Genomic DNA, 24,151 nt, shown 5'->3' with positions numbered 1-24,151 from the left:
ACTTCTTCACTAAGGAGAATCGTGATAAACTGTTACCTATATAAATAAAAGGGGGGCCAAATATGAAGAGAATCGGAATTTTCCTTCTGGTTAACCTCTTGGTATTGACCACCATAGTCATTGTCACATCAGTTTTAGGGGTTAATCATTACGTCAACGCTAGTGGTATCGATTATTACAGTCTGTTGGTCTTTGCGGCTGTGATCGGTTTTTCCGGAGCATTCATCTCCCTCTTTTTATCCAAGTGGATAGCCAAACAGATGATGAATGTGCAAGTAATAGACCCGGACAAATATCATAGTGCTCAGGAACGGCAGTTGCTCAGCACGGTTTATAGTCTGGCCCGCAAAGCCGGACTGCAAAAAATGCCTGAGGTCGGTATTTATCCGTCTAACGAAGTGAATGCTTTTGCGACCGGGCCTTCTAAGAATAATTCCCTGATTGCAGTGTCACAGGGCTTATTGAATCGCATGGACACGGATGCGGTAGAAGGCGTATTGGCCCATGAAATTGCTCATATCACCAACGGGGACATGGTTACGATGACTTTAGTACAGGGAGTTATCAATACCTTTGTAGTTTTCTTGTCCCGCATTATCGCTTATACGGTTTCTATGTTTGTTAAAGAAGAAGCCCGGGGTATTGTCCACTTTCTCAGCATTATCGTCTTTCAGATCCTATTCTCCATCCTGGGCAGTATCGCGGTGATGGCCTTTTCCCGTCATCGGGAGTTCGCCGCCGATCAAGGGGGCGCCATGCTCGCCGGCAAGCACAAGATGGTCCGGGCCTTACGGTCTCTCCAGGCGTCGGTCAACCTGGTAGATAATCGCCAGGAGGCCTTTGCTACCTTTAAAATCAGCGGGGAAAAGAAATCTGGATTGGCACAACTTCTTGCCAGTCATCCCGGGTTGGAAGAGCGTATTCAGCGCCTGGAACAAGGATTTTAAGATTGCATCAATGAGTATGATGGCATCAATGATAAGGAGCGGGTTGATCCCGCTCCTTGGTTTTTTATATAAGTTTGCATATCTTTACTTAAGATGCGATGTGAAAGTCCTCGTAATGGGAGAACTCCATAGAGAAACCGGCCCGGCCCTGGGTCAAAGAGCGCAAGGTTGTGGAATATCCGAACATTTCCGCTAATGGTACACAGCCGCGAATGATCTGAGTATTGTTGACGCTGTCCATTGATTGCAGACGACCACGGTGATTGCTAATATTGCTGATTATATTTCCGGTAAACTCCTCCGGCGCGGTGATTTCTAAACGCATCATCGGTTCCAGCAGCTGCGGCCCCGCTTTGCGCATGCAGTCTTTTGTGGCGATCATGGCCGCAGTTCTAAATGCCATCTCCGAAGAGTCAACTTCGTGGAACGACCCGTCAAGTAAGGTGGCCTTGACATTGACTACTGGATAACCCTTTAACACGCCTTCTTCCAGGGCCTGCTTGATGCCGGCTTCTACCGCCGGGATATACTCACGCGGTATAGCTCCGCCCACGATCTTATTGACAAATTCAAATCCCTCAGCAGGCTCGAGGCGCAACACCAGGTGGGCGAACTGCCCTTTGCCCCCGGTCTGTTTCACATAACGGGTGGTCTGTTCGGCCGCTTGGGTGATGGTCTCTTTGTAGGCCACTTCAGGTTTGCCAATATTGAAGTTGACCTTGAACTCATTGGACAGGCGGTCAGCAATGATCTCCAGATGCAATTCTCCCATGCCGGCGATCAATGTCTGTCCGGTTTCCTTATTATAGGAAAGCTTAAATGTCGGATCTTCCGCCGCTATTCTCATCAGTGCTTCCATGATACGGCTCTGATCGGTCTGCTTCTTAGGCTCAATGGCAATCTGGATGACCGGTTCCGGGAATTCGATGGATTCCAGCAGAAAACTCTGCCCTTCACGGCACAGCGTATCACCGGTGTTTACATCTTTTAAGCCAATCAATGCCACTATGTCCCCGGCTTCGACCCGTTCAATCTCTTCGCGGTGGTTGGCATGCATACGCACCAGGCGCCCTACCCGCTCTTTGCTGCCACGGCTGCTGTTATAAATATAGCTGCCGGACTGTATGCAGCCTGAATAAATCCTGGCAAAGGCCAATTTGCCAACGTGCCGGTCGCTCACGATTTTGAACACCAATGCTGCCAGCTCACCCTGACAATTGGGAACTATATCCATTACATTTTCGTTATCCTGGCCTACCGTTCTAACCGGGGGCACATCCACCGGTGAAGGCAGAAAATCAACCACTGCGTCTAAGAGTTTCTGAACCCCGATATTGCGGTAAGAACTGCCGCACAATACTGGCACCATATCTCCACTGATGGTATTGCGGCGAATAACCTGGAGCAACAGGTTAACCGGAAGGACCTCGTTGGCCACATAAAGATCAAAAAGGGTTTCATCGGTCTCGGCCAGACTCTCCAGCATCAGGTTCTGCCAGTGCAGAGCAAATTCTATGCTGTCTTTGGGTATTTCCTGGCACTCTATTTGATCCCCGCTGGGACCGCAGAATGTATAATATCTCATTTCAATTAGATCTATGACCCCGGTGAAGGTGTCGTTTTGAATAACTGGCAGGTTGATTACCAGAGGGTTGGCCCCCAGGCGCTGTTTGATCTGATCGACCACTGAACAGAAATCGGCTCCGACGGCATCCATCTTATTGATGTAAGCGATTCTAGGCACCTGATACTTGTCAGCCTGCCTCCAAACGGTTTCTGATTGCGGTTCTACCCCGCCTTTGGCACAAAACAATACTACAGCGCCATCCAGGATTCGCAGGCTCCGCTCCACCTCGGCCGTGAAGTCCACGTGCCCGGGTGTGTCTATTATGTTTATATGGCAGCCTTTCCACAAACAGCGCACCGCAGCCGAAGTAACAGTTATGCCCCGCTCTTTCTCGGCGGGAAGGTAATCCATTACGCTATCACCGTTGTGAGTCTCGCCCAATTTATGAGTTAGCCCGGTATAGTATAATATTCTCTCCGTGGTGGTGGTTTTGCCGGCGTCTATATGAGCTATGATGCCGATATTTCTGAGTTTCTCCAGCATTGAACTTATGCTCCTTCATAATAAAAAAATTAACGGCACTACACCAGGTGATGCCGAAATTGTACTGCTTAGTTTACTTAGGTTGATACCAATTTATGCACCCAAATACTAAGTATATGGGGTCGTTGAGCAGTTGTCAATATTTTTTCAATGAAACCAGGTGACTTATTAAAAAGCGTGCAAGACCGATATGGCGGGATTTCGTGCTTCACTCATGCTTGCCTGGAGCAGCAGGGTGGATTTACATTAGCTGACTTGAGCACGGCTGGAGGAAACGGTTAAAATAATAAGAAGCATATTTCATATTGATATGCACTCAGATGGGGGGATGGAACATGACACTTTCACCCGAGCAGAAGGAAGCCTGGGAAAGAGAAAAACAGGCCATAGCCATGCAGGGTTTGACTCCGGAGGAGCAGGAACTGAAACGGCGTCGTGATGAAGCCCGTATCGATAAGGCCATTAAAAAGACGGCCAGGATGGAGAAGATCCGCAAATGGACCTACATTGTGGTGGTCGCCATCTACCTCACTGCTGCGGCCATTTACCTCTATTTGCGCTGAGCTTAGTCCAGGCGCGAAGCCACCGGCTCAAGAAAGGCATCTTCTGCGGCCCGTCCTGCTACTCCGAGAACCACCTGGAGTGGAATCTGCTGCTCGCGGGCTATGCGGCTGCAATCCTCATACTCCGCTGCAGCTCTTATCACCCGCCCCTCACGGAGAGCCGTCTTGACCCTGACCTGTCCCCAAGGGGTCTCTACCTGCCTGATCTCCCGCTGCAGGCTGCTGCGGCTGACCGGCACCCGGCGTATACCCAGGGTGGTGGTCTCTGCAAAGATAATCTCCTCCAAGCGGCTTGTCAGGGGCTGCGGACATAAAACGCTGAGAATCGCCCCAGGGCGGTTCTTCTTCATTATGATCGGGGTGAGATACACATCCAGGGCTCCCGCCTCCAATAACAGTGGAAAGAGGTGGGAATAGATCTGAGGGTTCATATCATCTATATTGGTTTCCAGCATCAGCAGTGTAGAAGGAATTTCCTCTGCTAAAATCACCCGCAACAGGTTGGGAATCTCCAACTCGCTATCTCCGGCCCCATAACCTACACGGTTTACCACCATCTCCGGTAAAGGCACATAGCCCTGAGCCAGTGTGGTGATGATGGCTGCTCCGGTGGGGGTAACCAATTCATGTTTTATTCCGGTCGAATACACTGGCACCCCTTCCAACAAAGCCATAGTGGCAGGTGCTTCCACCGGCAGGGTGCCATGGGCGCACTGCAGAAAACCGCTGCCCAGATGCAGAGGCGAGGCATAGATGCGCTCAATCCCCAGATAATCCAGACATACCATGGTGCCAACAATATCAACAATGGAATCGACAGCACCCACTTCATGAAAATGAACCTCGGTAATGCTCTTGCCATGAACACGAGCCTCAGCCTGCGCCAGGCGTTGAAAAATCTGCTGGCTAAGGGTTTTGACCCGGTCGTTCAAGCTGCTTCTGCTGATCAACCCCTCAATCTCCTGTAAATTTCGATGGGCAGAGTGACCATGTTGAGTATTTAAGTGAACCGGCACTTCTTCAGGGGGTTCTGGCTTGGGGGTTTGGCGGCAATGATGGCAAGGGATGATGTCTTCCTCATGAGAATGCTGAGAATCGCTTGTGGATGTACTAAGATGGTGGGAAGATTTGGCCTTGCCTGGCCAATCAACCTCAACATCAGTACACGAGATGCCATTTTTGGTGGTTTTACCCGCCGTGATATTAAAATTGCCCAAATCCAGTTTGACCAGTTCACTACGCAAATAGTCCAGGTCAGCTCCCACATCCAGCAACGCCCCCAGGGTCATATCACCTGAGATTCCGGCAAAACAATCGAAATACAATACTTTTGTCATGTCCAACCTGCCTTTATCTATTGTCAGAAAACCTGTTCATCTGTTTAATCAATCGGCTGGCAAAATACCCTGCCCCGAAGCCATTGTCTATATTAAATACCGCCACCCCGTTGGCACAGCTGTTGAGCATGGCCAGAAGCGCGCTCAATCCTTCAAAGCTGGCCCCATAACCGATGCTGGTGGGGACCGCCAGGACCGGTTTATCCGTCAGGCCGGCTGCTATGCTGGGCAAGGCGCCTTCCATACCGGCCACCGCAATTATTACATCAGCCTGCTCCAAACAGCTCCGATACGCCAGCAGGCGATGGATGCCTGCCACCCCTACATCGTAAAGGCGCTGTACCTTGCTGCCCATCATCTCAGCGGTCAGAGCGGCCTCCTCTGCTACCCCGATGTCAGAGGTGCCGGCGGTAGCCACCAGAACCAAGCCATGAAGAGGCTTGATTTCCTTGTGGCGGATCAGCATAACTCTGGCCAAGGGGTGATATTCCATACCTGCCCAGCGCCCTTCTAAAGATTTGTATTTATCCGCACTGAGGCGGGTGGTGAGAATATTATGGCCTTGTTTAAGCAGGGCTTCAATGATACCCTCGATCTGTGCCTCTGATTTTCCCTCGGCAAATACAACCTCTGGAAAGCCCTGGCGTATGCTGCGGTGGTGGTCTACCTTGGCATAATGCAGATCTTCAAAAGGAAGCTGGCGCAGTTTTTCCAAGGCTTGTTCAAGCGATACCCGGTCCTGTTTGAAATCCTGTAGGAGCTGCGTGATGCGGTCCTGATCCAATCTTTTTCCTCCTCTATCTGCCTGGGCGATCCGAACATTTGGCCCCATTACTTACTGAGCTGACACGGTCTCATTCCCGGGACGGGTAGCAGTGGAAATCAAGAAGTATTCCTGAAAAACCCAGCTTAGAAAACACATCATTCACTGCGTCAACCACCTCCAGGTTGAGGAGCAGGTCCATTCCCTCCCGGGTAGTCTCAATGCGGGCTTCACCGTTGCGGAATCTGACCCGGCAATCGTATAATCCCAGTCCTGCCAGGTAGGATTCGGCCTTTTGTATCATGCCCAGCTTTTGCTGGTCTATAGTCTCCCCGGGCAGAAAACGGGTGGCTAGACATGGCCGGGCCGGCTTGTCATGAGTGGACAGACCCAGGTGCCTGGAAATTAAGCGGATATCCGCTTTGTTAAGGCCGGCCTCTTGCAGTGGCATGGATATGCCTAGTTCCTTCAGTGCTCTCAGTCCGGGGCGGTCTTGCTCCAAGTCCCCGGCATGGGATCCGTCCAAAACGGTTTGCATATCATGCTCTCTGGCCTCTGCCAGCAACATTTCAAAAATGAGACGCTTGCAGTGATAACAACGGTCAATTGGATTTGTTTCGAAAATCCGCCGACTGACAGTGGTAACGTCTAGAATATGATGCCTTACCCCCAGACCATGGGCAATTTCCACGGCTGCAAGCATCTCCTCTTCAGAGTGGGCCATATGTCTTACGGTTACCGCGGTCACTGCCGAACCTAGCACCTGTTTGGTCACCGTCAAGAGAAGAGTGCTGTCGACCCCGCCCGAAAAGGCCACCAAGGCGCTGCGGTATGGTTGTATTATGGACCTAAGTGTGTGCAGTTTTTCTTGGATAGCAGCTCCGCAGTACATATACTTGATCCTCCGCCTCTGCCAAGGCTTGGATTTATCCTTCATATTATCCCATAACCTGCCCGGCTAAAACCAGAGGTTGTGCGAGAAATGACATTCAGACGCTAAAAACATGAAGCTTTTTGGGGATAAAACCACAAATTAGCAGGTCTTTCGGATAAGTTGTATCCATACACTATAAAAGGCCAGGGGCCGAACCTATCTCTGTGCCCCGTTTCTGCAGAATAATCAATACATCTCTGGAATTGACCGTTGCTTAGTCTATTCTCAGCCCGGCCAAAACAACTATGAGCTGGCTTAAAGGTATCAGCATATTGTCAGGAGGCAGGACATGAATATACTGGTCTTCTCTCCGCATCCCGATGATGATGTGCTGGGATGCGGCGGCAGCATCATAAAACACGCTCAGATGGACCACCGGGTGACGGTGGTTTATCTCACCTCGGGAGAAGCCGGCAATATCCGCTATTCAAAAGCCGAACTGGCGCGGATACGGGAGAATGAGGCCAGGCAGGCGTCTGCTTTGCTGGGGACAAAAGAGGTGGTCTTCTTGCGCAACGAAGATGGTTATCTGGCTTATAACAAAGACACCCTCATTCCGGTGATCAATTTGATCCGTTCCCAACAGCCTGACATAGTCTATATTCCCCACAAAAACGACGGCCACAAGGACCATATGGCCACCCACGAGATCGTCCTGGAAGCCATCGAAAGGGCTAACAGCGGCTACCTTCAGGATATCACTGGTAAACCCTGGCTGGTCAAGGACGTGCTGTGCTATGAGGTTTGGACCCCGCTGCAAAACATCACCTATGTGGAAGACATAGGCCAGCAGATGCATATAAAACTTCAAGCTCTGGCCGTGCATCAATCACAGATCGAAAACCGCGATTATCATGAGGCTATTGAGGGCTTAAATCGGTACCGTGGGGTTATGACCAGCAAAGGCTTATATTGTGAATGCTTCGAAATCCTCAAAAAAGGTCGGTAACTTTTTCAATGTCAACGCCCGGGCTGGCGGAGAATTAATGTGAATACATAGCATAAAGCTGCCAAAAGAACGATAGTGGCACCAGTGGCGGTATCCCAGTAATAAGACAGTATCAAACCGCTGACCCCGCATACTGCGGTTATTAAAAAGGTCCATAGATGGTACGACTTCATCCCCGCTGCCACATTGCGTGCTGCGGCAGCCGGCAGGACCAGCAGCGCGTTGATAATCAGTATTCCTATCCACTGTATGCTGAAGGTGACCACCATGGCCAGGGAGACGGCAAAGCAGGTTTCCACCAGTCTGACCCGAAAGCCGCGGCTTCCTGCCAGAGAGGGATTGATGCTTAAAAGCAGCAGTTGATTAAATATTATGTACCATAGCACCAAGACTGCGATCAGCACCAGTCCCAGAGCCGTTACTTCCTGAGGACTGATGCTCAACAGATCGCCCACCAGATAGCGGCTGTAGCGAGCGAAACCGCCCCCTTTGGACAGGATCACGATCCCCAGTGCGACAGCGGTAGCTGAAACCGCGCCTATAATGGTGTCGGCCGAGGTCCCCGTCCGTTCTTTTATTATCGTGACTGCTATGGCGATGAAAACTGCGAAAATCAACATCGACCAGGTGGGATCATTTACCCCGACGATGACCCCAATGGCGATGCCAGTCAAGGCTGAATGTCCCAGGGTGTCGGAAAAAAAGGCCATCTGATTATTGACCACCATGGCCCCTAGCAGAGCAAACAGGGGCACCACCACAAGTATGGCCAACAAGGCATTCTGCATAAAGGCATATTTGGCCCAGGAAAAAGGCAATAAACTCACTAAGGCAGTAACGGCTTCGTACATCTCTTATTCCTTCCATACCGCTATCGATCCCAACCCTTAAACCGCCCGGTGTTCCACTATACCCATGGTAGACTCAAACAAAGGGTGTTTCATCACTTGCAGCGGTGTCCCGTCGCAGAGTATTACCCGGTTCAAGAGTATTACCCTATCAGCATAGTCAGCCACTGCGTTCAAGTCATGGGAGACCAGTAGCACCGATAGGTCGTACTGTTTTCGCAGTTCAGCCACGATTTGATAAAAACACTGCATACCTTTAAAATCTACACCGGAAATAGGTTCATCCAGGAGCAGAAGGTCGGGAACCGGTTCTAATGCCAGGGCCAGGAGGACGCGCTGCAGTTCTCCTCCAGATAAGGCTCCCAGGCGGCGGTTGATTAGGTGTTGGGCCTCGACCCGGTCTAAAGCCTGCCTGGCAATACTGATGGTGCGGCGGGATCCCCCTAATAAAGCCGGCAATCGCCCCAGGGCGCTGACAAACAGATCGCTGACGGTTATTGGTGAATTGGGGTCGAAGTTGAGCCGCTGAGGCACATAACCTATTCTCGGCCTGGCACTTCGTTTGCCCTCACTGTTCAGAAACTGCAGCTGTCCTTCATGTGGCACTTCACCCAGTATGGCTTTAAAAAGGGTCGATTTGCCGGCGCCATTAGGCCCCACCAGAGCGGTCAGCTGTCCGCAGTGGATCTGCAGATTTATATCCTCCAGAATACATTTGCCACGCATATTGACACTGAAATGGCTGATTTGAGTGACGCACAACCCGCAGGCTGAACCGCAGGATTGGCAAGCAGTATCTGTTTTCATCGGTATAACGCCCTCTTCAACACTTCCATGTTCTGCCTCATCAAGCGCAGATAGGCGTCCGCATCTTCAGGGCCGCTCACTCCCGGGTCGAGGGCATATACCGCCACTCCGCTCTCACGGGCGATGGTTTCGGCAGCCTGGGGAGGATACTGTGGTTCGGTGAATACCGCCACGGCTTGCTGCTGCTTAATATCTTCAATTATTTGCGCCAGTTCGCCGGCACTGGGCTCAGATCCTGGTTCCCGCTCAACTACCGCCACTACATCCAGGTTGAATTCATTGGCAAAATAGTCGAAGGCCTCATGAAAAGTAACGATATGGCGCCTGGGTGCGGTATCCAGAGCCTCATGCATCTCCGCCCCTAATTGTCGCAGTTTATCTATATAGACCTGGCTATTCCCCAGGTAAGCCTCACCGTGTTCAGGGTCCAGAACTGCTAATTGTCGGCTGATATTATCAACTTGCTGAGCTGCCCCTGCAACACTCACCCATAGATGTGGATTGGCTTCTTCGTGGTGATTATCTTCTTCATGGTGTTTAACTTCATCGTGGTGATCGAATTCTTCATGGTGTTCGATCAACTCCAAGCCTCGGGTGGCATCCACCACAGCGATATCAGGAAACTGAGCCATGATCTTGTCCATAAAAGACTCCATGCCGGCTCCATTGATTACCAAAACATCAGCCTCTTGCAGTTTCTGCAAATCGCCGGGAGTCAGTTGATAATCATGCAGGCAGCCGGTCTCGTTGCGAGTCAGGTTGGTGACTGTGACCCCGTCAATGTCAGCGCTGATATTTAACAGCATAATATATAAGGGATAAAAAGAGGTGACGATGTGAAAATCATCTGATGCTGGCCCCTGGCTGCTGGTTTTATGAGCCGACAGCGGGACAAGCCCGCAACCGGTTAGCAACATGAATCCCAGCAGCAACAGGCTGACGGTGATTTTTCTCACTTTGACAACCTCCCTCTGAGATGGTTGCATTGCTGGCAATAACCGTACATTTCCATGCGATGATCCACTACAACAAAATTCTCGCGCCGGCCCACTTCAATAGCATAACTTTCCAGGGGGCACCCGGTGATAGTCACGATCTTCTGGCAATCGATGCACACCAGGGTATGTTCGTGGTGCTCTCGCTTCAGACAGTAGCGGGTTTTTTCACCGGGAAATCCCTGCTTAGTTGTCAGTCCCTCTGAAAATAACAACTCCAGGTTACGGTAAACCGTGGAAATACTGGTTTCGTGATGCTCCCTAACGGCTACAAAAATCTCCTCAACGGTAGCTGGTCGATTCATCCTGGAGAGCGCGGTGAGAATGGCTCTGCGTTGCGGGGTCGATTTCTTCCCCAGTTTTCTTATAGTCTGATCCCAATCAATAGCGTCCAAATTTAACCCTCCAATAAGAATAGGAATGATTCGCATTTATTATACACCATTTAGAGACAGGCTATACCGAGGAATTATCTTTTTTAAAAAACGTCAACTATATACAAAGCGCAAACCGTTAAGTATTTGCTCAATTAACAACATAGCTCCTGAAGCTCCCAGAAGGGATTTGTCAACCACATCCAGGTACCCCAGAGACGGGAGGGATATTTCTATGCCGCAGAAAGGCTGCTTTTGAAGCAGTTGCGCCTGCCCCAGAGTATTTCCGTCCGACAACAACACATCTGCGCCGCAGTCCATGAACTTACTGTGAAATGCCTGGTGGAGCCCGTAACAGCGCAGGTAATCCTCCAGCTTCTGCGCCGTGCAATGGTGTATGGAGGGTAGCAACTCAATTGCGGCAGGCAACATGCCCAGGTAACTGTGCAGCCATATCGTCACCGCTGCAGCCAGAGCCGGTTCGGTCTTTACAGCAAAACTTGCCCCTCGGGGCAATCCGGTAACTGAGTTGTAGCGGGACAGATGCAGAAAAGCCCTGGCCCGGCAGGATTCGATGTCTTCCAAGGCGGGAAGCGGGTTGACCCCTAAGGCGGAACACACCTGGGTTATCCACCTTTCTGTGGCTTCAAAGCCCAGCGGCAGACCTGAGGCTGGGAGCAAATAAGGCATGTGGTGATGGCTCTTCATCCATTGGCATACCTCTAAACCATAATCGGGATCGAGCACTACGTTTAAGCGGGCTCGGGTAAAGTTTCGTAGTTCCTCCAGGCTGTTGCCACAGCACATGGTGGTTTGCACTTTGACACCGCATAAAGATAAGAGCCGTTGCAACTCTTTAATGGAACCACGGTAATGCTTGTGGTATATGGACAGTCCCACCAGGTTGACGTATGGTTCTACGCCTTGATGGCCGGGTGGGTTTAGGTGGGACAGCAATTGCAAAAGTGCATTTTGAAAGCCCTCAGCGAATACGCCCGAAAATCCTGTGTTTTCGATGCAGATACAAGGTACCTGGGGGATGTGGGTTCTAGCCAGGCGCTGCAGGTCATCACCGATCAAGGCAGCTCCTGGGGAGTTTACCACTGTGACCAACTTGTATTGGGGTTTGCCTCCCACCCGCTGCAAGATTTTCTCCAGTTTTGACGCCGCTCCATAGATATAATCATTACCGTCCAGAAAGGTGGCAGGCACTCTGGGCTGGCCGAAGTAATAGATCTCGGGATAATTGAGCGGATCGAAAGACAAGTCGCGGGGGTACTGATAATCGGATATCGCGCTGTGATAGAATTTGCACCCGGTAGGACCGTTCAAAATTACCACCACATCCCTAATGCCCTCCAATGCGAATATAGCCCCGCTGAATGCATCAGGCCAGATATTTTCTGTACAAGGCCGCATCCCTTTTCCACCCTTCGTTGATATTATGGCGAAATATTTGAGTCCAACGCTGCGCCAGGTCCACCCCGCTGAGGAAACCGACCTGCGGGCACAGTGGAATCACATCTGTAAACACCCCACTATCATATGCTGACAGGGCATGGTTAGACAGGAATATGTCGGGCTTAAGTCGGGCTACATCCTCCAGGCGTCTGTCCTGAGGATATGGTTCGATTAAGGGGAACTGTCCCTTGAAACGGGAGCGGAAATGGTTGTCCTGTGAGTAATTGAGGATTCCTACCAGACAAACCTCCATCCCCAGATCCAGGGCCGGTTCCAGAATCCAATCGATGTCGTGGTTATAGGTCACCACCATGAGACGCTTGCCTTCCAAAGCCGGGCGCAGGCCCGCTATCTGCAGGCGATAAAGCTCCTCATAGGCATTTATAATTCCATTTACCAGATCTGATTTGCCGAAGAAAGCAGCGATTTCCGCGAGCCATCGCGAGGTTTCTTCAAATCCACGCGGAAACGGTCTTGAATAAAATTCAGCCCCATAGTTCAGACCGAGGTGATCGCGCATTAAGCGGCCCATGTAATCATCATAAGCCAGCAGGTTGAGGGGGGCTTTCTTAAAGCCTGCTATCTCCCCTACCGTGGTCTGGCAGATGAAGCGGCAGTTAATCCCCACCCCGATTTGCCTTAAAAGTTCTTTTATAATCTTTAGATTAGGTTCAGTCACGCTGGCGATAGTCTTTTCTCCGATGATGTTGACCAATTCTCCTGCAGGGGTGATGTGCGGGTCGATCAAGGCCCGGGCGGTCTCTACATAGGCGGTGATCATCCCCTGCAAATAATCACCACTTATATTGCCATCGGCCTCCAGGGCAATCAACCGGGTTTTATGATGGTCATCCAGATCCATGATCTCCTCCAAATTATCGCCAATGATACCCGTCGGGCAGGTTGTGACCACAAAAATAGCCCGAGGCTGACAAGCCTGCACTTCTATGATCCTCTTGCGCAGTTCTGAGATGCCTCCGAATATTAAACGTCCTTCATTAAGGTCGGAACTGATCAAAGGCGGCAATATATGGGCAGGCATGGATACCCCTCTTTCAAACTGTGATTTGCGCCCCGCCGAGGTGATGGTCTGATAGGAGGCGTGGGCACAACTCCTGGGGCCGTGGGCTATGGTCACTGCATCCTGTACCTGTATGGCTACGTTAACAGCGCCATTAAAGGCGCAGCCGTGCAGCGGCTCGCGCCTCCGCACATTAAGGGACAGCAATGTCGTGGCCTTTTCAGCTGGAGCATCTGGGGTTAATTTAGAAGCCTTGTCTTCATAAGCAATATCCTTACTGCTGGGCATGACATAACGATTCAGGATCAACTCCTCGAGCTGCTCCGGATCCAGGGGGTGGGCCGGATATAACTGATGCTCTGCTGCCATCTGTGCAGCCAGGTCTTCAAACAGGGAGTGCAGCTTACTGTGACTGCTCTGGAACAAGGTACAGGCCATTTGCTCCGCTATGGCGAAATCCTCACTACGCGGAATTACTGCACATATGGGGAGGCCGACCGCTGCCGCGAAACGCTGCACCCGTAGTTCTTCTTCGGCTAGACCTTTATGGTTGAAGATCAACCCTCCCAGGCGAGGCTGAATATCATAATTGTGTACACCTTTAAGTATGTTGTTGGCTGCGTATAGTGACATAAACTCGCCGGAGGTGACGATATACACCTCGTCAGCATACTCATAGCGCAAGGGCACGGCGAAACCACCGCACACCACATCACCCAGCACATCGTATATCACCACATCCAGCCCACTGTCCATGACTCCCAGTTTCTTGATCAGGTCGAAGGTGGTCAGTATTCCTCTCCCCGCACAGCCCACACCCGGTTTGGGACCGCCCGCTTCTACACACCATACTCCGCCATAGCCCACATCTATAATGTCCTCCCGTTGGCGCTGATCTGGGGATGTTTTCTGAAGGTAATCCAGAACGGTAACAACAGCACGACCGCAGGTTAAAAGACGGGTGGAGTCATGTTTGGGATCACACCCCACCTGCATCACTTTCAGACCCCTATTGGCCAGTGCTGCGGAAATATGGGCGGCTACGGTTGATTTACCGATACCGCCCTTGCCGTAAATAGCAATCTGTTTCATCATCAGTTCCCTTCACTATAGTTTTTCCAATTTCGAACCAACTCTCGCGTGGACTAATAGTACCATTCTAGATGGACCGGTGGTTTCCTTCCCTGGGCAGCACAATGAAATCCAAAGCCCTGGCCGCAGGCCGCGCTTTTGGGGATTAAAAAGGGACTGCCAGGCTGACAGTCCCCTTGTTGGTTATTTGCTTGTGAGTTACTCTTTCGTCGGAATTCTCATTCCATAGAAAGAACGCCAAACAAAGAATAACGCCACTAACAGGAAGACCAGCCCCACTGAAGGAGCGATATTTCTGAAGGCTTCGGTGATGGCTATTTCCATGGCCAAGAGTCCGAATAAGGTAGTGAATTTGATGATCGGGTTCATCGCCACCGAGGAGGTGTCTTTGAAGGGGTCGCCCACAGTGTCACCTACCACGGTTGCTTCATGCAACGGGGTGCCTTTTTCCTGCAGGTCAACTTCTACCACCTTTTTGGCGTTGTCCCAGCATCCGCCCGCATTGGCCATGAATACCGCCTGGAACAGGCCGAATACGGCTATGGAGATCAAGTAGGACACGAACAGTGAAACCGCGAAGTTGCCCTCTTCCCCAGATCTTGGCGCTGCCAGGCAGGCAAAGGCGATGGTGAAGGAGAAGATGGCGATGAAGATATTGAACATGCCCTGCTGAGCATACTGAGTACAGATCTTTACCACTTCTTTGGATTTTTCGATTGATGCCTTCTGATCAGCATCCTCATCTAAACGGATGTTCTTTTTGATGTATTCCACCGCCCGATAAGCCCCGGTGGTGACCGCCTGGGTGGAAGCCCCGGTAAACCAGTAGATAATACATCCGCCGGCGATAAAGCCGAAGATGGTGAAGGGGTTCAAGATAGTAAGAATGGTTTCAGGCTTCACTCCCAAAACCTTCTCGATAACCAGGATCAATGAGAAGATCATGGTGGTGGCGCCGACTACGGCAGTACCGATCAACACCGGTTTGGCAGTGGCCTTAAAGGTGTTGCCGGCTCCGTCATTGGCTTCCAGGTAATGCTTAGCCTTTTCGAAATCGGGTTTGAAACCGTATTTGCCTTCGATTTCTTTATCTACATCTTTGATCTCCTCGATCAGGGACAGTTCATAGATGGACTGCGCATTGTCGGTAACTGGACCATAGCTGTCTACAGCGATGGTGACCGGCCCCATCCCTAGCATACCGAAGGCCACCAGACCGAAGGCGAAGATGGAGGGATAGATCATGATGTCACTAAGGCCATAGCCGCTGGCATAATAGGCCCCAAACATCAAGGCGAAGAACACCATGCCGATCCAGAAGGCGCTGAAGTTGCCGGCAACCATACCGGAGAGGATGTTTAATGAAGGCCCGCCTTCCCGGGAGGCTTTTACCACTTCAGCCACATGACTGGAGTTGGGGCTGGTGAATATCTTGGTGAATTCAGGGATCAAGGCTGCTCCTAAAGTGCCTATGCTGATGATCACGGAGAGCACTACCCACAGCTGGGACAATTCTTCAGGAACTCCTGAATTCGGCCCTAACAGGAAGTAGCTGGCCACAAAGGTAGCTGCGATGGACAGTATAGAGGTGATCCATACCAGGCTGGTCAAGGGCTGTTCGAAGTCGAAATCGTCTTTGGCTCCAAAGCGGCTCTGGCTGTAAGCCCGGTTGATGTAGAAAGCAGCTATGGAGGTGATAATCATCAGTATGCGCAATATGAAGATCCAGGCGATCAAGGTGGCCGAAAGGGCCGGCAGTACCGCCAGGACGATGAAGGTCACCAGGGCCACCCCGGTTACCCCGTAGGTCTCAAAGCCGTCTGCGGTCGGGCCTACGCTGTCACCGGCATTGTCTCCGGTGCAGTCGGCGATGACACCAGGATTTCTGGGGTCGTCTTCTTTGATGCCGAAGACGATTTTCATAAGGTCTGAACCGATGTCAGCGATCTTAGTGAATATTCCCCCGGCGATACGCAAGGCGCTGGCTCCCAGTGATTCACCGATGGCGAAACCTATCAGGCTGGCGCCGGCCAGTTCTTTGGGAACCCACAGAAGAATGATCAGCATCATGATCAATTCAACGCACACTAATAAGACCCCGATGCTCATACCGGCATCCAGAGCTATGTTCAAAAGTTTAAGCGGCTTGGTCTCCAGTGAGGAGAAAGCAGTCCGGCTGTTAGCCAGAGTGTTCATGCGGATGCCGTACCAGGCTACACTATAGGAACCCAGGATGCCTATGACCGTCCATCCCAGGATCAAGAGCACTGAACCGATGTGCATCTCGCCCAGATAACCGAAATAGAAAGCTATACAAAAGGCGATGAACAGGAACAAAATGAACAGCAGTTTGCCTTGCTGAATCAAGTAGGTTTTACAGGTCTCATAGATGATGTTGGCCACATCCAGCATGGATTGATGGGCCTTAAGGCCTTTAACTTTAACGAATTGATAATAGCCGAAGGCCATGCCTAAAACACAGATAAGTATGCCATAAACCAGCAGGTTGTGATGGTTGGCTGCGAAATCTGGCAAAATCAGGTCGGCTTCACTGGCCAGGGCCATGACCGGTTGTGAGAGTATCACCGGCAAACTAAGCAGGGAACCCCACAGGCCCCTTTGGATCAGGTTTTTCAAGACGACACCCCTTCCTTCGAAGTAATACTGAACAACATTGTAAATCAGATGTAAATGCTAATCAAATCTTTGATTATCTTAAATCCCGTTGTCTCCCTCCTCCGGCCTAACCACGCAATGAGGCTGCCCCAATAATAGTAATACCCTTGTCCCATTTGGCTGCGATTAGTACAAATAGGTAAGGGTTAGTGGAAATGTTATAAAGCAAAGGTATCACAGTATTCTTATATTATTATTTTAACCAGAAACTGCAAACATCAGTATAGAACGATACTGAGGACTTTGCAATGATGATGAGCATTCACCGAAAAATGCCTGATTATCTTGTAGAATCTCGCCGAATCTGGGGCTTAGGCTTGACTTGTCATAACCACAGTGTACAATTATATTGCCGGAGGATGTCTTGCCGGCTTTTTTCATAAATAGGAGGATGATATCATGCAATTCGACATAGGTTCTCTGTTCTGGCTGATATTTATTTTTATGGCCTTTATGCCGGTGCTTAAACAGAGACGCATCATGTCCTCGCGGCTGGCCTTTTTGCGCCGCATTGAGATGGAGCGCAAGAGTCGCGTCATAACGCTGATCCACCGCCAGGAATCACTCAGTTTTTTAGGAATCCCCTTAAGGCGCTTTATCGACATGGAGGATTCCGAGAAAGTCTTGCGGGCCATTCGCCTGACTCCTGACGACATGCCCATAGACATTATTCTGCATACCCCGGGCGGAATCGCCCTGGCAGCCGAACAGATCGCCCGGGCCTTAAAAAGGCACCCTGCGCGGGTTACCGCTATTATCCCCCATTATGCCATGTCAGGCGGGACCCTGATTGCCCTGGCGGCTGATGAGATCCTTCTGGATGAAAATGCGGTGTTGGGTCCCATAGACCCTCAGATTGCTCAGTACCCGGCCAGTTCCATTATTCGTGTTCTGCGCGAAAAGCCGGTGGCGGAAATCGATGACCAGACCATAATCCTGGCTGATGTGGCAGAAAAGGCTACACAGCAGATTTTCGAGACTGCCGTAGATGTCATGATGCCGCGTCTGGAAGAAGAAGCTGCCCGCCATGTAGCCCAGATATTGAGTGAAGGCCGCTGGACCCATGATTTTGCCCTGGTGTGCTCCACGCTGTCAGACATGGGATTGCCGGTCAACTGCAATCTGCCCGAGTATATTTATGAATTGATGGACCTCTTTCCCCAACCTGCCCGCCAGATCCCATCAGTGGAGTATGTGCCCATACCTTACCGTCGTACTCCAAAGGAATGATGTTGCCTTAAATACTAAATATACTGGTTATCAACAGCCTCGCCTTGCGGCGGGGCTGAATGTACATTTAGGTGCTTTGATATGATAAAATGGTAACAAAAACCGAAGGGGCTGGAATCTAAGATGGATAAAAAAGGTGCATTCAAGGTTGCAGAGAAATTCCAGGCATTTCTTGAGAATTTGACTGTTGAACACAACGATTTCATTGTTGACACCTTTCGGGCCATCACCAGACATATGAACAACAATTATTGGGGGTACCGTTCGGATAGCAAAAATGCTAGTTTTATCGGTTCTTATGGCCGGGGCACAGCTATCAAAGGGGTATCCAATATCAACATCCTTTTTGAATTACCGCCGCGGGTGCAGAAACGGCTTGAGGTATGGCATCAAAAGGCTCCCCGGGTCTTGATAGAGGAAGTCCGGGAATTGATCGAGGATATCTTTCCCATGGTGCAATTGTCTGACCATTGCCACATTATCATACCATCGCTGCATAAGCTGCAATTCGAAATCATACCAGCATTCCCGCTGAAGAAGAGTCACATCTACCCTGACCTCAAAAATATAACTGGATGGTCTACTTTTCACCCGCTCCGGGAAATCGAGGTAATGGAAAATTCCAACTACCGCTACAGCGGTAAAACCAAACATCTGGCCAGAATGATGCGAGCCTGGAGGGCTGAGCACCAGGTACCTATCTCCGGGATGCTCCTGGATACCCTGGTGGTGACCTTTATGGATGAATGGGAGAATAATGATACCGCTTTTGGGTATTACGGCATCATGGGACGGGATTTCTTGGAATACCTAGCAGGCCGCAGAAAGAACCAGGCCATGTATTATGCGCAGGGCAGCAACCGCGAATTGCCTTCCACTGAGGATTTTGGTGCCTATGCTAACGAAGACTTCAAATTGGCCTCCCAGGCGGTGGAGCATGAGCAAAACGAGAACCATTATGAAGCCAACCAGATCTGGAAACAGATTTATGGCCCTTTGTTCCCGGACATAAAACAGATACTATAGGCGGACGGGGGTTTCACAATAGTTGATGCTGATGGCATCATCTTTTTAAATCATTATGCTGTAAGGAGGTTTTAGAAGATGGAGTTCTACGATGTGATCCGCGCACGCCGGGCGGTGCGCAAGTACAAGCCGGACATGGTTCCTGAGGAGATCATCTACAAAATCCTTGATGCTGCCAATTGGGCTCCTTCAGGCATGAACACTCAGTCCTGGGAATTCGTGGTGGTCACAGGCGACAAATTAGAGGACATGGGAGAAAGCCTGGCCAGGATCTATGCTCCTCTGGCAGAAAATATGGATCCCGACAAACGCGGACCTTACATGGATAATATCCGCAATTTCTTTGGTGCACCGGTGGTTATATTGGCTCTGGCTCCAGCACAGAAAAACGAGGTGATGCGCAAAATGCATCTGGAGGGAGTATGTGCAGCTTTTGAGAATCTGCTCCTGGCAGCCTGTGCCGAAGGCCTGGGGAGTTGCTGGATGACAGGACCGCTGCAGGAAGAAGCCTTTTTGCGGGAACTGCTTTCTATTGGGGAGGACAAAGAGATTGTAGCCGTGACCCCCATCGGTTATCCCGAATTCATACCCAAAGCCCCGCCTCGCCTGGATCCGGATCTTAAACAAAAAGTCACCTGGTTTAAATAGAAGGAAACCTAGCGGGGAAGGCATTGCCTTCCCCTTGCTTAGCCTATCATGACCTCCTCCTCGGCATAGCGGATGTCAACCTGCCGCTCCTGTTGTGCAAAGGCCACCGCCAGGGTCAAAGGTCCTACTCGGCCTATGAACATGGTCAGAATGATCAGCCAGCGGCCCAGGGTATTGAGTTCAGGGGTAAAATTAAGAGAAAGCCCTACGGTAGCAAAGGCTGAAACCACCTCAAATACGATTTTGTCAAGACTGTCCGCTCCCTGTATAAAGGTTAAGAGCAGGATGGTGGCGCAAACATAGAATCCCGACAAGGCTATTATGGCCAATGCCCGGATAACATCCCGCTGTGGAATACGCCTCCTGAAAATCTCTACGTCTTTCTTACCCTGCATCTGACTGATAATGGCGGCCCATACGACTGCGAAAGTAACCGTCTTGATCCCCCCGGCGGTTGAACCTGGCGATCCCCCGATAAACATTAAAAGAATTATAAAAAACTGTGTACCTTGAAAGAAGTTGGTAATATCAACGGTTACGAATCCAGCGGTTCGGGTAACAGAATGAAAGAAGGCGGTCAGCATTTTCCCGGGCAAGGTCAAACCCGCCAGGGAGTGATGGAATTCGGCTGTAAGTATGAAGATAGTTCCCAACACCAGTAATATGGCAGTAGTAGACAAGACGATCTTGGTGTGTAAGGAGAACCGACGCTGGTTTTTAAAATTGATTATTTCGGCTATTACAACAAAACCCAATCCCCCGGAAATTATAAGCACCGAGATGACCAGATTGGTCAGAGCATCGATTCTGAAGTGACTGAGGCTGGTAAAATTGCCGAACAGGTCGAACCCGCCATTGTTGAAGGCGGAAACGGAGTGAAACATGCCGAAGTACAGAGCCCTGGGAAAGCCTAACTGTGAACTCCAGTGCACGGTAAGGATCAGCGCCCCAAGCAACTCCAGACCCAGGCTGAATATCAGCAGATAACGGAACAGACTGACAATACCCCCCGGTGAGGATTTGTTAACCGTAGCCTGCATGAACATCCTCTGCTTTAAGGCAATGCGCTTGTGAAACAGCAGTGCATAAAACGTGGCCATAGCCATGATGCTTAGACCACCCAGCTGCATCAGCAGCATGATAACGACCTGCCCGAACGGGCTCCAATAGGCAGCGGTATCCTCAACTACCAGACCGGTCACACATACCGCTGAAGTGGAGGTAAAGACCGCCGTCAGCCAGTCGCCCTGTCCGCTGGCGGTCGCCCAGGGTGCAGCCAACAGCAGGCTGCCCAAAATTATCAGGAGTAGAAAACCGCCCGCAACCACCTGGGGAGGATTTAAACGAAAACGATCCATCCCTAGCCTCCGCATTGCCTCGATTACAAATCGCTGAGTTTATCGAGGTGTTTGATTTTGCCCAACACCACCAGTATGTCTTTGGCCAGGATGGACTGGTCAGGGGTGGGATTGACGATGATTTCATCCCCGCGTTTAAGGGCAATGATGCTGACCTGGTGTCTTTCACGGATATTGCTCTCTCTTAAGGTCTTGCCGACAAATAGATCCGGGGTGATCATCTCAACAATGCTGTATTCACTGGATAGGTTGATGTGATCGAGCACACTTTTGGTTACCAATGACTGGGCCACCCGGATGGCCATGTCCCGCTCCGGGTATATGACCAGATCAGTGCCTATTTTTTCCAGCACCCGTCCGTGCAGATTATTCTGCGCTTTCGCAACCACCATCGGAACACCCATGTCCTTAAGCAGAATAGTGGTTAAGATGTTGGACTGCACATTCTCGCCGATGGCTACCACTACCACATCGAAATTCCTTATACCCAGGGTTTTTAAGACCTGCTCGTCAGTGCTGTCCGCCTCTACCGCATAGGTGGCAATATCTTTCACCAAATTGACTTTATTAGGATCGGAATCGACTCCCAGGACATCCAGACCCATGCGGCTCAATTCCCTGACCAGACTGATGCCGAAGCGCCCCAGCCCTAATACTGCAAATTGCATATTTTTCATGCTGCATTCCCCTGTCCACTTATCAGAATTTTGCTGCCATCAGAGACTGCAAGCCAGTTTAAAGGCTTCATGTATAGCTTCATGGATCTTGCCCGGCTGGCGCGCGTCGCCCAGCAGGTAGACCTCAGGCTGGTCAGACAAAGCCTCATATAAGGAATTGTCGGCTCTTGAACCAAGGGCTAAGACCACCGTGTCCACTTCAATATTTTGCAGACCATCATCGTTTTTCAATACCGCCCCCGCAGCAGTGATGCCTTCAACCATAGTTCGATTAAAGACATTGATACCGGCCATATTCAGGTTTTTAATCAATAGCCAGCGCGTGGCGTTGTTCATATCGCGGGCCAGGGTTTTCTGCTGTTCAACTATAGAGATATGGTAACACCCGTTCAACAGCAGTCTGCGGATCTCTTCAGGCGTCTCTACTTCATGAATGAGCATAAACCTGGCAGTATCAGCATCCAGGGTGCCCTTTTCAGCCAGGTACAGGGCGGTCTCACATCCTACCGAGCCCCCGCCGACAATGACTATATGGCGACCTTTTACAGGTTTTCCGGCCAGAACATCCCATGCTTGCACCACCTCAACATTTTCACATGAGAATGGCACCCGACTCTCGGGTACAGCCCCGCTAGCTATGATTACAGCATCTGCTCCCCAGGCACGGATTTCCTCCGCGGTTGCGTTCTTGCCCAGTATCAAATCTACTCCAGTATGGGCTATGCGTTCTTCATAATAACTCAATAGCGGCAAAAAGTCACCTTTACCGGGTGGGACTGCAGCTATCCGCCATTGTCCCCCAATAGCAGCCTGCTTCTCCCATACAGTTACCTGATGCCCCCTTTCCGCCAGGGTTGTCGCTGCTTCCAGACCGGCAGGTCCTGCCCCCACCACAAGTATCTTCTTTTTAGGCTGTGCCGCGGCTATATCCAGGTTTTCATTGCCGCACAGTGGGTTAACTGAACAGATGACCGAATTGCCTTTAAAGATTTGATCCAGACACACCATGCAGGCGATGCATTTTCTAATGGTCCCGCCTTGTTGAGCCTTTAGCGCCCAACTAGGATCAGCCAGATTACCGCGAGCGACGGAGACCATATCGGCCTGGCCGGATAATAGTATCTGTTCAGCAACCTGCGGAGAAGAGATGCGATTGCTGGCGACCACCGGAACTGAAACTCGGTTCTTAATCCTGCTGGCCAGATAGCTGAAGGCCCCTGCCGGCACCTCACCATTAAGCTGGGGGATCGGGGTTTCGTGCCATCCCCCGGTGACGTTAAACATGTTTACCCCGGCTTTTTCCAGCTCCACCGCAAAATCCAGCACATCTTTCCAATTAGTGCCACCAGGCATAAAGTCCTTTCCTCCCAATCTTACGCTGATGGGATAGTCAGGGCCTACCTGGCGGCGCACCTCGGCTATGACCTCAAGTCCGAAGCGCATTCGGTTCTCCAGGGAACCGCCGTATTCATCCTGGCGCAGATTAGTGAACGGTGAAAGGAATTGATTGACCAGGTACCCTGCTGAACTGCTGATCTCAACCAGGTCGTAGCCGGCCTCGCGAGCCCGACGGGCAGCAGCGCCAAAATATGCAACCATTTTATGTATTTCGTCAATGGATAACTCACGAGGCATAAACCCGGTCAGACGGGAGCGCACCGGTGAAGGTGCCAATACCTCAAAGCCTTCACGGAAAGCAGCCGAATATCGCCCTTGCTGCATCAACTGCAATCCTATCCTGGCTCCCTTTGATTTAACCGCTGTGGTCAGGCGCTGATGACTGTTAATAAGACTGTCATCGTGCATGGAGATCCAGCCTGAGAAAACCCCATTAGGTTCGATAGCCGCTCCACCAACCACAAGCAGTCCGGTTCCACCCTTAGCACGAGCCTCGTAGAAATTGACCAACTTATCGGTGATGGCCCCTTGGTGAGCGTAATTGAGATGGAATCCAGGCATCACTATGCGGTTGCGTACCTCAAGATTATGAATTTGTATAGGGTCAAACAGCATATTACTTCCTCCTCGCTCGTGGGCATTTGATCAATGCTGCCACTCAGATAAAGCTCGAACAACCTTTTAAATGAAATTATACTAATTGTAGTGCATTAAGAGACAATTAATAACGCCTTTCTAGGATCCGGATGCGAAGAATCTCCAACTATAATAAAAAAAATACCTGCCGAACCTCCTAATAAGGGTTCCATATGGCCACCTCTGCCCGCGTGGTGATGCCACTACCCTCACTGGCACCACTTTCATAAGCTCTGCACAGGCCATTGTTTAGTATAGCTTGCCCCAAGCAAAGGCGGCAGAGCTTCCGCATCCAATGACT

20 protein-coding genes are annotated in these 24,151 nt (G+C 50.6%); 6 read left to right on the top strand and 14 right to left on the bottom strand.

What is annotated here, in order from left to right:
* Positions 1 to 62 precede the first annotated feature (62 nt).
* Positions 63 to 947: a protease HtpX gene (gene htpX, locus AC15IQ_RS13860; protein WP_483179852.1), complete on the top strand. Its 885-nt coding sequence runs from the start codon at positions 63 to 65 to the stop codon at positions 945 to 947.
* An 88-nt stretch (positions 948 to 1,035) separates the two neighbouring features.
* Here htpX and fusA read toward each other — a convergent pair whose 3' ends face one another.
* Entirely contained in the window at positions 1,036 to 3,057 is a 2,022-nt protein-coding gene (gene fusA, locus AC15IQ_RS13855; protein ID WP_483179851.1) for an elongation factor G, read from the bottom strand.
* Between the two features lie 335 nt (positions 3,058 to 3,392).
* Here fusA and AC15IQ_RS13850 point away from each other — a divergent pair, with 335 nt between their 5' ends.
* Positions 3,393 to 3,620 (top strand): hypothetical protein, encoded by a 228-nt coding sequence (locus tag AC15IQ_RS13850; RefSeq protein WP_483179849.1) that lies wholly within the window; start codon positions 3,393 to 3,395, stop codon positions 3,618 to 3,620.
* A 2-nt stretch (positions 3,621 to 3,622) separates the two neighbouring features.
* Here the strand turns inward: AC15IQ_RS13850 and larC are convergent, their stop codons facing one another.
* From larC to larE, 3 genes are all read right to left on the bottom strand, one after another.
* Positions 3,623 to 4,957 carry a nickel pincer cofactor biosynthesis protein LarC gene (gene larC / locus AC15IQ_RS13845; protein ID WP_483179847.1) on the bottom strand — a complete coding sequence of 445 codons (1,335 nt, stop codon included), beginning with the start codon at positions 4,955 to 4,957 and terminating at the stop codon, positions 3,623 to 3,625.
* A 13-nt stretch (positions 4,958 to 4,970) separates the two neighbouring features.
* On the bottom strand, positions 4,971 to 5,741 hold the full coding sequence (gene larB, locus AC15IQ_RS13840; protein ID WP_483179845.1) for a nickel pincer cofactor biosynthesis protein LarB: 771 nt from the start codon (positions 5,739 to 5,741) through the stop codon (positions 4,971 to 4,973).
* Between the two features lie 70 nt (positions 5,742 to 5,811).
* A complete protein-coding gene (gene larE, locus AC15IQ_RS13835; protein ID WP_483179844.1) occupies positions 5,812 to 6,612 on the bottom strand; it encodes an ATP-dependent sacrificial sulfur transferase LarE in 801 nt (266 codons plus the stop codon).
* Between the two features lie 331 nt (positions 6,613 to 6,943).
* Here larE and AC15IQ_RS13830 point away from each other — a divergent pair, with 331 nt between their 5' ends.
* Entirely contained in the window at positions 6,944 to 7,603 is a 660-nt protein-coding gene (locus tag AC15IQ_RS13830) for a PIG-L deacetylase family protein (RefSeq protein ID WP_483179842.1), read from the top strand.
* A gap of 11 nt (positions 7,604 to 7,614) precedes the next feature.
* Here the strand turns inward: AC15IQ_RS13830 and AC15IQ_RS13825 are convergent, their stop codons facing one another.
* The 7 genes from AC15IQ_RS13825 to AC15IQ_RS13795 form a co-directional block, all read right to left on the bottom strand.
* Positions 7,615 to 8,454, bottom strand: coding sequence for a metal ABC transporter permease (locus AC15IQ_RS13825; protein WP_483179840.1), 840 nt, complete (start codon positions 8,452 to 8,454; stop codon positions 7,615 to 7,617).
* Positions 8,455 to 8,490: 36 nt separating this feature from the next.
* On the bottom strand, positions 8,491 to 9,258 hold the full coding sequence (locus tag AC15IQ_RS13820) for a metal ABC transporter ATP-binding protein (protein WP_483179839.1): 768 nt from the start codon (positions 9,256 to 9,258) through the stop codon (positions 8,491 to 8,493).
* Complete coding sequence (locus tag AC15IQ_RS13815; RefSeq protein ID WP_483179837.1) at positions 9,255 to 10,214, bottom strand: metal ABC transporter substrate-binding protein; 960 nt, start codon at positions 10,212 to 10,214, stop codon at positions 9,255 to 9,257. Before AC15IQ_RS13815 ends, AC15IQ_RS13820 begins: the two co-directional genes overlap by 4 nt.
* Positions 10,211 to 10,648, bottom strand: a complete 438-nt coding sequence (locus tag AC15IQ_RS13810; protein ID WP_483179836.1) for a Fur family transcriptional regulator — start codon at positions 10,646 to 10,648, stop codon at positions 10,211 to 10,213. The genes AC15IQ_RS13815 and AC15IQ_RS13810 overlap by 4 nt, the downstream gene beginning before the upstream one ends.
* A gap of 93 nt (positions 10,649 to 10,741) precedes the next feature.
* Positions 10,742 to 12,046: a nitrogenase component 1 gene (locus AC15IQ_RS13805; protein WP_483179834.1), complete on the bottom strand. Its 1,305-nt coding sequence runs from the start codon at positions 12,044 to 12,046 to the stop codon at positions 10,742 to 10,744.
* Complete coding sequence (locus AC15IQ_RS13800; protein WP_483179833.1) at positions 12,015 to 14,204, bottom strand: nitrogenase component 1; 2,190 nt, start codon at positions 14,202 to 14,204, stop codon at positions 12,015 to 12,017. Before AC15IQ_RS13800 ends, AC15IQ_RS13805 begins: the two co-directional genes overlap by 32 nt.
* A 195-nt stretch (positions 14,205 to 14,399) precedes the next feature.
* Positions 14,400 to 16,838 carry a sodium-translocating pyrophosphatase gene (locus tag AC15IQ_RS13795; protein WP_483179831.1) on the bottom strand — a complete coding sequence of 813 codons (2,439 nt, stop codon included), beginning with the start codon at positions 16,836 to 16,838 and terminating at the stop codon, positions 14,400 to 14,402.
* 438 nt (positions 16,839 to 17,276) lie between these two features.
* On the opposite strand from AC15IQ_RS13795, the gene AC15IQ_RS13790 reads away from it, so the two are divergent.
* The 3 genes from AC15IQ_RS13790 to AC15IQ_RS13780 all read left to right on the top strand — a co-directional run bounded on the left by AC15IQ_RS13790 (position 17,277) and on the right by AC15IQ_RS13780 (position 19,781).
* Entirely contained in the window at positions 17,277 to 18,107 is an 831-nt protein-coding gene (locus tag AC15IQ_RS13790) for an SDH family Clp fold serine proteinase (RefSeq protein WP_483179830.1), read from the top strand.
* Positions 18,108 to 18,230: 123 nt separating this feature from the next.
* Positions 18,231 to 19,133 carry an SMODS domain-containing nucleotidyltransferase gene (locus AC15IQ_RS13785; RefSeq protein ID WP_483179828.1) on the top strand — a complete coding sequence of 301 codons (903 nt, stop codon included), beginning with the start codon at positions 18,231 to 18,233 and terminating at the stop codon, positions 19,131 to 19,133.
* A gap of 78 nt (positions 19,134 to 19,211) precedes the next feature.
* A complete protein-coding gene (locus AC15IQ_RS13780) occupies positions 19,212 to 19,781 on the top strand; it encodes a nitroreductase family protein (protein ID WP_483179826.1) in 570 nt (189 codons plus the stop codon).
* A 38-nt stretch (positions 19,782 to 19,819) separates the two neighbouring features.
* On the opposite strand, the gene AC15IQ_RS13775 is transcribed toward AC15IQ_RS13780, so the two are convergent.
* The 3 genes from AC15IQ_RS13775 to AC15IQ_RS13765 are packed head-to-tail and all read right to left on the bottom strand — an operon-like array spanning position 19,820 to position 23,829.
* Complete coding sequence (locus AC15IQ_RS13775) at positions 19,820 to 21,139, bottom strand: TrkH family potassium uptake protein (RefSeq protein WP_483179824.1); 1,320 nt, start codon at positions 21,137 to 21,139, stop codon at positions 19,820 to 19,822.
* Between the two features lie 23 nt (positions 21,140 to 21,162).
* Positions 21,163 to 21,816 (bottom strand): potassium channel family protein, encoded by a 654-nt coding sequence (locus AC15IQ_RS13770; RefSeq protein ID WP_483179823.1) that lies wholly within the window; start codon positions 21,814 to 21,816, stop codon positions 21,163 to 21,165.
* A 39-nt stretch (positions 21,817 to 21,855) separates the two neighbouring features.
* Positions 21,856 to 23,829 carry an oxidoreductase gene (locus tag AC15IQ_RS13765; protein ID WP_483179821.1) on the bottom strand — a complete coding sequence of 658 codons (1,974 nt, stop codon included), beginning with the start codon at positions 23,827 to 23,829 and terminating at the stop codon, positions 21,856 to 21,858.
* Between the last annotated feature and the right edge of the window lie 322 nt (positions 23,830 to 24,151).

The organism is Syntrophomonas sp. DTU019, assembly GCA_913757435.1.
Classification (GTDB): domain Bacteria; phylum Bacillota; class Syntrophomonadia; order Syntrophomonadales; family Syntrophomonadaceae; genus DTU019.
This window is presented reverse-complemented; position numbering and strand designations above follow the sequence as displayed.

Excerpts from the sequence above, each read along its gene's own strand:
- htpX (WP_483179852.1), top strand. The coding sequence starts at position 63 with ATGAAGAGAATCGGAATTTTCCTTCTGGTTAACCTCTTGGTATTGACC.
- fusA (WP_483179851.1), bottom strand. The coding sequence starts at position 3,057 with ATGCTGGAGAAACTCAGAAATATCGGCATCATAGCTCATATAGACGCC.
- AC15IQ_RS13850 (WP_483179849.1), top strand. The coding sequence starts at position 3,393 with ATGACACTTTCACCCGAGCAGAAGGAAGCCTGGGAAAGAGAAAAACAG.
- larC (WP_483179847.1), bottom strand. The coding sequence starts at position 4,957 with ATGACAAAAGTATTGTATTTCGATTGTTTTGCCGGAATCTCAGGTGAT.
- larE (WP_483179844.1), bottom strand. The coding sequence starts at position 6,612 with ATGTACTGCGGAGCTGCTATCCAAGAAAAACTGCACACACTTAGGTCC.
- AC15IQ_RS13830 (WP_483179842.1), top strand. The coding sequence starts at position 6,944 with ATGAATATACTGGTCTTCTCTCCGCATCCCGATGATGATGTGCTGGGA.
- AC15IQ_RS13825 (WP_483179840.1), bottom strand. The coding sequence starts at position 8,454 with ATGTACGAAGCCGTTACTGCCTTAGTGAGTTTATTGCCTTTTTCCTGG.
- AC15IQ_RS13820 (WP_483179839.1), bottom strand. The coding sequence starts at position 9,258 with ATGAAAACAGATACTGCTTGCCAATCCTGCGGTTCAGCCTGCGGGTTG.
- AC15IQ_RS13805 (WP_483179834.1), bottom strand. The coding sequence starts at position 12,046 with ATGCGGCCTTGTACAGAAAATATCTGGCCTGATGCATTCAGCGGGGCT.
- AC15IQ_RS13800 (WP_483179833.1), bottom strand. The coding sequence starts at position 14,204 with ATGATGAAACAGATTGCTATTTACGGCAAGGGCGGTATCGGTAAATCA.
- AC15IQ_RS13790 (WP_483179830.1), top strand. The coding sequence starts at position 17,277 with ATGCAATTCGACATAGGTTCTCTGTTCTGGCTGATATTTATTTTTATG.
- AC15IQ_RS13785 (WP_483179828.1), top strand. The coding sequence starts at position 18,231 with ATGGATAAAAAAGGTGCATTCAAGGTTGCAGAGAAATTCCAGGCATTT.
- AC15IQ_RS13780 (WP_483179826.1), top strand. The coding sequence starts at position 19,212 with ATGGAGTTCTACGATGTGATCCGCGCACGCCGGGCGGTGCGCAAGTAC.
- AC15IQ_RS13775 (WP_483179824.1), bottom strand. The coding sequence starts at position 21,139 with ATGGATCGTTTTCGTTTAAATCCTCCCCAGGTGGTTGCGGGCGGTTTT.
- AC15IQ_RS13770 (WP_483179823.1), bottom strand. The coding sequence starts at position 21,816 with ATGAAAAATATGCAATTTGCAGTATTAGGGCTGGGGCGCTTCGGCATC.
- AC15IQ_RS13765 (WP_483179821.1), bottom strand. The coding sequence starts at position 23,829 with ATGCTGTTTGACCCTATACAAATTCATAATCTTGAGGTACGCAACCGC.